Origin of the sequence: Actinomyces sp. oral taxon 849 str. F0330 (assembly GCF_000239715.1) — a bacterium.
GTDB classification, from domain to species: Bacteria; Actinomycetota; Actinomycetes; order Actinomycetales; family Actinomycetaceae; genus Actinomyces; species Actinomyces johnsonii.
Genome location: NZ_JH470365.1, coordinates 1 through 7,919, shown reverse-complemented (window position 1 = coordinate 7,919; position 7,919 = coordinate 1). Strand labels below are relative to the sequence as shown.

The window sequence follows — 7,919 nt, the reverse complement described above, 5'->3', positions numbered from 1 at the left end:
CGGACGGTGGCCGACGAAGCCGCCGGCGCCTCCCGGCCGGGCGACGCCCAGCTCGGCGCAGTCGGCGGCGTAGGCGGCCACGACCGTCAGCGTGCGCTCGAGGGCCTCGGGGTCGAGCACGCCGGTGCGGTCCACCCCCTGCCCCAGGCGCACGATCTCGTTGCGGCGGCGCAGCACCTCCAGCCGGGGACGGCCCATCTGGTCGCGGTCGGCCTCGGCGATGAGGAGGCGGATGGTGTTGGTGCCGCAGTCGATTGCGGCGACGCGGGTCATGGCGGCGGCCTCCTGGGCAGGGACGGGATGGCAGAGAACGGGGCGGACAGGAGCGCGGGATCGTAGTTTTCGGCGCGGGGACGCCCCCTTGAGGTACGTCTTGGAATCGTAAGGTACGAACGCGAGGACGCGCAGGCGCCCCGGCGCACAATCGCACACCTCTGGTCCAGAACGGCCCGGGCAGTCAGCAGAAGCAGCGCTGAGGATCCCACAGTCCGCGCTCGCGCAGAGCCTCCAGCGTGCGGTCGCCGATGGGGTTGACGCCGGGACCGGCGGCCAGAGCATGCCCGAGCAGGGCGTGGAGGCACTTGACGCGGGTGGGCATGCCGCCGGCGGAGACGCCCCCGATCTCAGGGACCTGCCCGAGCTCGGCGCGCCGGGCCAGGTAGTCCGCGTGGGCGGCGGCGTAGGCGGCGGCGAGTTCCTCGTCGGCGGCCAAGTCGGCGTTGAAGGTCTCCATGAGGTGCTCGGCCTCGAGAGTGGAGCAACCCTTCACGGCGGCCGGGTGGGTGAGGTAGTAGCTGGTCGGGAAGGGGGTGCCGTCGTCGAGGCGCGGGGCGGTACGCACCACGGTGGGGCGCCCGCACACGCAGCGGGCCGCGATGGCCACGACGCCGCGCGGCATCCGGCCCAGCTGGGCGGCCAGGGTCTCGAGGTCGGCCGGCGTGACCGTCTCAGTCGCCCGCTCAGGTGCCGGTTCAGTCGCCGGGGTCTCGGGGGCGGGGCTCACGGGGTCTCCTTCGTCTGCGGGGTGGGGGCCGGGCTTGGCGAGGTCCTGGGCGGATCCGATGGCGCCCGGCTGGGCGCGACGGTCGGCAGGCCCTTCTGGGTGGGGTTGAGGATCTTGCCGCCCGTGTCGCCTTTCGAACCGTTCTGAGAGGCGCCGTCGGTCTTGTCCTCGGACTGGCCGGCAGCCTGTGAGGACTCCTTGAGCGTCTGGTACCAGGGGACGTCCTGGGAGCCCTGGGCGGCCCCCTCGCCGGTATCCGACTGCTCGACGGAGTCGGCGCCGACGACGACGTAGCTGGTGTCACCGGGCATAACGTAGCCGAGGCGCTCACGCACCTGGGCGCGCACGTAGGTGTCGTCCTTCCACTGGGCCAACTCATTCTCCAGGGCGGTGGAGGTGTCAGAAGCCTCCTTGATCTTGGCGACGACGGCGTCGTACTGGGCCTGCTGGGAAAGGTAGGCACGCAGCGAGGTGAAGACGACGACGAAGGCCAACAGGCAGACGACCGCCAGGGTGACGATCCTCGGAGGCAGGATCCGCTCAGGCGCCGTCGTCGGGATCCCCTCGGGCTCGGAGCCACCCGAGCCCGATCCGGATGGGGAGGCGGCCCGCTCGGCCGGGACCTGGCGGGAGCGGGCGCCGCGGGAGACGCGGCGCGTCCCGGACTGACTGGAGGTGGGGCGGCGCGGAGTCATATGGGCATCCTGCCTCACCGCGGGACGGGCGGGAACGCACCTGACCGGGCGCGTTGCTCACGCCCCGGAAACGCTCCGGGGCAGACGGGATGACCCGTCTGCCCCGGAGCGAGAGCGTGCGCCGTCGTCGAGTCGCCGTCAATCGGCTATTCGAAGCGGCGGTCCGCCGTCAGGCTCAGGCCTGGAAGCGGGGGAAGGCGCCAGCGCCGGCGTAGACCGCGGCGTCGCCGAGGGCCTCCTCGATGCGCAGGAGCTGGTTGTACTTGTTGACGCGCTCGCCGCGAGCGGGGGCGCCGGTCTTGATCTGGCCGGAGTTAGTGGCCACGGCCAGGTCGGCGATGGTGACGTCCTCGGTCTCACCGGAGCGGTGGGAGGTCATGGACTTGTAGCCAGCGCGGTGGGCCATCTCGACGGCCTCGAGGGTCTCGGTCAGGGAGCCGATCTGGTTGACCTTGACCAGCAGGGCGTTAGCGGCGCCAAGCTTGATGCCCTTGGCGAGGCGCTCGGGGTTGGTGACGAAGAAGTCGTCGCCGACGATCTGAACCTTGTCGCCGATCTGCTCGGTAAGGTGCTTCCAGTCGTCCCACTCGTCCTCGGAGAGCGGGTCCTCGATGGACACGATCGGGAAGTCCTTCACGAGCTGCTTGTAGTACTCAACCATGAAGGCGTTGTCGCGGGCCTCGCCCTCGAACTGGTAGGTCTTGGTCTTCTCGTCGAAGAACTCCGAGGAGGCGACGTCCATGGCCAGGGCAACGTCCTTGCCGGGCTTGTAGCCGGCCTTCTCGATGGCCTCGACGATGAGCTCGAGGGCCTCGCGGTTGGAGTCGAGGTTGGGGGCGAAGCCACCCTCGTCGCCCAGACCGGTGGACAGGCCGCGCTCCTTCACGACCGCCTTGAGGGCGTGGTAGACCTCGGCGCCCATGCGCAGGGCCTCACGGAAGGTGGGGGCGCCAATGGGGGCGATCATGAACTCCTGGATGTCCACGTTGGAGTCCGCGTGGGAACCGCCGTTGAGAATGTTCATCATGGGCACGGGCAGGACGTGGGCGTTGGGGCCACCAACGTACTGGAACAGGTCCAGGCCGGCGGACTCGGCGGAGGCCTGGGCAGCGGCCAGGGAGACGCCGAGGATGGCGTTGGCGCCAAGCTTGCCCTTGTTGGGGGTGCCATCGAGCTCGATCATGAGCTGGTCGAGGCCGCGCTGGTCGGCGGCGTCGAAACCGATGACCTCGGGGGCGATGACGTCATTGACATTGGCGACGGCCTTCTCGACGCCCTTGGCGCCATAGCGGTCCTTGTCGCCGTCGCGCAGTTCAACGGCCTCGAAGGCACCGGTGGAGGCGCCGGAGGGGACGGCGGCGCGAGCGGAGGCACCGTCCTCCAGGAGGATCTCGACCTCGAGGGTCGGGTTGCCACGGGAATCGAGGATCTCGCGGGCGTGAACGTTCTCGATGAGGGCCACTTGGTGCTCCTTGCTGAGGGGATCGTGATGCGGTCGTCGGAGTCGGGCACGCACATCGCGCACGACTGCCGAATGCAGGGCCAGCCTAGCGGGCCCGCCATCGCACCACGAGGGCAATGGTCCTGGGGAATACACAGTGTTCACGCCCGGCGAGAAACACTGGACGCCATTGCGGCCCCGGTTCCGCCGGTCTCTTACCGGGCGCCGCCGGCCTGACCGGTGTCCTGACCGCCATCACCGGCGCCGCCGTCGGCCTGGCCGGGCTGAGCGGCACCATCGGCAGAGCCCTGCTCGCCCTCGGTCCGCCCCTCCGCCTGCCCGGAATCGGCGGGCTGCTCGGCCCCGTCCTGCTGGGGGGCCTGCTGCTGACCACCACCCTGCTGGGGAGCCTGCTGCTGGCCACCGTCCTGCTGGGGGGCCTGCTGCTGACCACCACCCTGCTGGGGAGCCTGCTGCTGACCACCGCCGGTGGGGTTGTTACCGGCGCTCAGCCGGGGATCCGTCTGAGTCCACCAGGCCGGGGCGTTGTCTGGGTAGCGAGGGGAACGATCACCGGTGAGCGTGGCACGGAGCGTGCGCAGGTCGGTGGAGACGGCTTGGGCCAGCTCCGGCTGCTGGCGGAGCTGGTTGAACTGGTTGAACAGGATGTTCGCCCGCAGGTAGGTCAGTGTGTTCGCCTTGCGGGGCTCGAAGCCCAGCTGGTCCTTGGCCAGCTGCACGATTTCCTCGTCGGTGACGGTGATGCCGTGGGCCTGGCCAACCTCTGCGATGATGGGCGCCTCGATGAGGGCACCGGCGATGTCCAGGCGTGTCGGGGTCTTGCGCTCCTGGTCCGTCTGCTGGCCGGGTCTGGGCTCCAAATCCTTGGCCACCACGTCGATGTCCTTCTCGGTCACGACGATAGAGTGGCTCGTCCCGTCCAGGCCGGTGTAGGTCAGGTCGGCCGCCTGGCCCGGACGGCCGGCGCAGCCGGTGAGCGCCCCGACGGTGAGAAGAAGTGCAACGCCGGCAGCGAGGACGCGCGTACGTGCGGGGAGGCTTCGAGTCACGGTCTGCTCCTGGAGGGGACGACATCGGAGGGCGACATGGTGTCACAACGTTTCTGGCCCCTGACCTTACCGTTCCGCTCCCGACGACGCACGCAGCCCGTACAGCCGCCACTCGTACCCATGCCCATAACGCCATCTCTTGATAGGAGTGAGACGCCGAACCCCGGATATCTTGTGCCGGTTGCATGGCGCCTGCTCGCATCCGGCCACTTGGGTCGATACGTGTTGAACTCTCCTCAACACACCCCTCACGGATTCCAGCGCAGGTGAGAACGTCCACCCCAGATGAATCCGCGCCACCTGACCTTGAACAGTTCCAGCAACCGTCACACAGCCACAGCACCTACATCAAGGCATGCCCAGAGAGTGAAGCGGACACAGGGCCCCGTCCGGCGCTCAGCCCTTCTTGTAACTCTCCTTGAGGGAGTCGAGCATGATGATGGCGGAGTAGTAGTCGAGGCGGAAGGTGGAGGCCGGGGTGTAGGCCACCCGCCCGTGGGTCACCTGGGTCGCGGTGGAGAAAGTCGGGTCGTCGACGACCTTCTGGCGGCTGGCACTGTCTGCGGCGATGACCACCCAGTTATCACCAGGCAGCCCCGTCTGGACATTCTCGTTGGACAACTTGACGATGTCCTGCCGCTGTCCCTTGGAGGTATCGCCCTTCACCTCCTCGGGGATGTCGGCCATGGTGAACCCGAGAGAGGTCAGGATCTGAACCTGGGGAGACTCCGCGGTCAGGGCCGCGGCGCCGCCGCCACCACCGCCGTAGACGATGAAGGCCGATGTCGTCCCCTCGGGAACAGTGATGGCCTCCTTGGTCGCAGAGACGTGCGCGTCGTAGTCGGCGATCACCGTGTCCGCCTGCTGCTCGTTCCCTGTGGCCTGACCGATGGTGCGGGTGACGTCCTGCCAGGAGCGCCCAGTGTAGTCGACGACCAGGACCGGCGCGATGTCACGCAGCTGCTCGACCTGATCGGCCGCCGAGTCGCCACCGCTCTTGGCCACGACGATGAGGTCCGGCTCGTAGCCGGCCACCTTGGTGACGTCGACCGACTTGATCTCGTAGAGCTTCTCCACCTTCTGCTTCTTAGCCGCATCAGACCACTGGACGAAGAAGCCGGAATCATCACTCAGGCCGTCGGTATTAGGAGCCGTCACGGCCGAGGCCACCACTGGAGCTCCCACCGCCAGCAGCGAGCCGGTCAGGGCTATGGAGGTGGACACGATGCGCTGGGGCTTCGAGGAAAGGGCGAGGTCGCCATCGTCGGTCTTGACGGTGCGGGGCCATCCCTGGGATCCCGACGACGCCGAGCCGCTGGAGCCGGCCGAGCCTCTGCCGCCGGAGCGTCCGCACGCGGCCAGGCCCAGAGACACGACCCCGGTCAGGGTCGCAGCCAGGAGCCGCCGCCGTCCGATGACGAGACGTGGGAACGTATTCATCGCGGTCCTTCCCGTGGATGGCTTCACGACCAGAGGAGATCTGCGACCTCCTTCACAATCGCACTTTAAGTATGCCTAACCTAAATCCGACCTCATGGTGGGTCAACGCCCTGTCCAGTAGATGGGAACCGAATAGGACCCGGCCGTCAGCGGCGTTTGCGGTAGGTGGTGGCCTCGGTCTCGTAGGCGGCATCGCCCTCGACGACGGCGTGCAGAAGCACCTCGGCCCACCGCACGACCTCCTCGCCGGACAGTGCCGCCCCGCCCATGCGGTTGGTGCCCGGCGCGGGCACCACGATGGTGCGCGTGGCCGGCTTGAGGACCGTGCCCGGGTAGAGACGGGTGACCTTCATGCGCGCCGACTCGGGCAGGTCCACCGGGGCGAAACGCACCGACTTGCCCTGGGCGACGATCTCGCGCACCCCCAGCTGGGCGGCCAGGGCCCGCAGCCGCGCCAGCGCCGCCAGGCGGGCGGTAGCCTCGGGCACCGGCCCGTAGCGGTCGGCCAGCTCCTCCAGGACGTCATCGACCTGCTCGCCCGAGCGCGCCGCCGCGAACTTCGTGTACGCCTCCAGTCGCAGTCGCTCGTGGGGGATGTAGTCCTCGGGGACGGTGGCGTCCACGGGCAGCTCGATGCGCAGCTCGACGTCCTCGTCGTCGCCCTCCTCGAAGCCGACGGCGTCGGCCCCGGCCTTCCCGGAGCGGGCCAGGGCCTTCTTGTAGGCGGAGACGGCCTCGGAGACCATGCGCACGTACAGATCGAAGCCGACCCCGGCGATGTGCCCGGACTGCTCGCCGCCGAGCAGGTTGCCCGAGCCGCGGATCTCCAGGTCCTTCATGGCCACCTGCATCCCGGCCCCCAGATCGGTGTTGGTGGCGATGGTGCGCAGGCGCTCCAGGGCCGTCTCGGTCAGCGGCTTGTCCGAGGGGTAGAGGAAGTAGGCGTAGGCCCTCTCCCGGCCGCGCCCCACGCGCCCGCGCAGCTGGTGGAGCTGGGACAGGCCCATGCGGTCGGCGCGGTCGACGATGAGGGTGTTGGCGTTGGACACGTCCAGCCCGGTCTCCACGATCGTGGTGCACACGAGGACGTCGGTCTCCTTGCGCCAGAAGGAGTCGATGACCGCCTCCAGCTGATGCTCGTTCATCTGGCCGTGGGCGGTGGCCACGCGCGCCTCGGGGACCAGCTCGGCCAGGCGCGCGGCGGTGGCGTCGATGTCCTCGACCCGGTTGTGGACGAAGAACACCTGTCCCTCGCGCAGCAGCTCACGGCGGATCGCGGCGGAAACCTGCTTGGTCTCGTAGGCGCCCACGTAGGTCAGGATCGGATGGCGGTCCTCGGGAGGGGTCGCCAGAGTGGACATCTCGCGCAGGCCAGTGACCGCCATCTCCAGGGTCCGTGGGATCGGGGTGGCGGACATCGATAGAACGTCTACGTTAGTGCGCAACGCCTTGAGGGTCTCCTTGTGCTCCACCCCGAAACGCTGCTCCTCGTCGATGATGACCAGGCCCAGGTCCTTGAACCTCACCTGGCCGGTGATGAGGCGGTGGGTTCCCACGACGACGTCCACCGTCCCCTTCTCCAGGCCCTGGAGCACCTCGGCGGACTCGGCGGCGTCCTGGAAGCGGGACAGGGCCCTCACGGTCACCGGGAAGCCGGCGTAGCGCTCGGTGAAGGTCTCGGCGTGCTGGCTCACCAGCAGGGTCGTGGGCACCAGGACCGCCACCTGCTTGCCGTCCTGAACGGCCTTGAAGGCAGCGCGTACAGCGATCTCGGTCTTGCCGTAGCCGACGTCGCCGCATACCAGGCGGTCCATCGGCTGGGCCTTCTCCATGTCGGCCTTGACCTCGTCGATGGTGGAGAGCTGGTCGGGGGTCTCGGTGTAGGGGAAGGCCTCCTCCAGCTCGGCCTGCCAGGGGGTGTCGGCGCTGAAGGCATGGCCGGTGGTGGCGGCGCGCGCCGCGTAGAGGCGCACGAGTTCACCGGCGATCTCGCGCACGGCCTTGCGGGCCCTGGACTTGGTCCTGGCCCAGTCGGCGCCGCCCATCTTGCTCAAGGCGGGGCTGTCGCCTCCGACGTACTTGGTGACCTGGTCCAGGGCGTCGGTGGGCACCAGGAGGCGGTCGCCGGGCTGGCCGCGCTTGGAGGGCGCGTACTCGATGACGAGGTACTCGCGGGTGGCTGACGAGCGGGCCCCGCCCACGGTGCGCCGGCTCAGCTCGATGAAGCGCCCCACCCGTGCTGGGCATGGACCACCAGGTCACCGGCGTGC

Annotated in this window: 5 protein-coding genes and 2 pseudogenes; all 7 read right to left on the bottom strand. The window is 69.0% G+C overall.

What is annotated here, in order from left to right; all coding sequences use genetic code 11:
• Positions 1 to 273, bottom strand: a pseudogene (locus HMPREF0975_RS13855) (exopolyphosphatase); the annotation flags it as partial.
• A 184-nt stretch (positions 274 to 457) separates the two neighbouring features.
• Complete coding sequence (locus HMPREF0975_RS13850; protein ID WP_009234839.1) at positions 458 to 1,003, bottom strand: DUF501 domain-containing protein; 546 nt, start codon at positions 1,001 to 1,003, stop codon at positions 458 to 460.
• The gene (locus HMPREF0975_RS13845; RefSeq protein ID WP_009234838.1) at positions 1,000 to 1,698 is read right to left on the bottom strand and encodes an FtsB family cell division protein; all 699 of its coding nucleotides are present in this window, start codon (positions 1,696 to 1,698) and stop codon (positions 1,000 to 1,002) included. The genes HMPREF0975_RS13850 and HMPREF0975_RS13845 overlap by 4 nt, the downstream gene beginning before the upstream one ends.
• A gap of 175 nt (positions 1,699 to 1,873) precedes the next feature.
• The gene (gene eno / locus HMPREF0975_RS13840) at positions 1,874 to 3,160 is read right to left on the bottom strand and encodes a phosphopyruvate hydratase (protein WP_009234837.1); all 1,287 of its coding nucleotides are present in this window, start codon (positions 3,158 to 3,160) and stop codon (positions 1,874 to 1,876) included.
• A gap of 194 nt (positions 3,161 to 3,354) precedes the next feature.
• On the bottom strand, positions 3,355 to 4,209 hold the full coding sequence (locus tag HMPREF0975_RS13835) for a hypothetical protein (RefSeq protein WP_009234836.1): 855 nt from the start codon (positions 4,207 to 4,209) through the stop codon (positions 3,355 to 3,357).
• Between the two features lie 396 nt (positions 4,210 to 4,605).
• Positions 4,606 to 5,649, bottom strand: a complete 1,044-nt coding sequence (gene fepB / locus HMPREF0975_RS13830) for a Fe2+-enterobactin ABC transporter substrate-binding protein (protein WP_009234835.1) — start codon at positions 5,647 to 5,649, stop codon at positions 4,606 to 4,608.
• Positions 5,650 to 5,795: 146 nt separating this feature from the next.
• Positions 5,796 to 7,919, bottom strand: a pseudogene (mfd, locus tag HMPREF0975_RS13825) (transcription-repair coupling factor); the annotation flags it as partial.

Bases quoted from the DNA above. Each gene is read 5' to 3' on its own strand.
- HMPREF0975_RS13845 (WP_009234838.1), bottom strand. From the start codon at position 1,698: ATGACTCCGCGCCGCCCCACCTCCAGTCAGTCCGGGACGCGCCGCGTC.
- fepB (WP_009234835.1), bottom strand. From the start codon at position 5,649: ATGAATACGTTCCCACGTCTCGTCATCGGACGGCGGCGGCTCCTGGCT.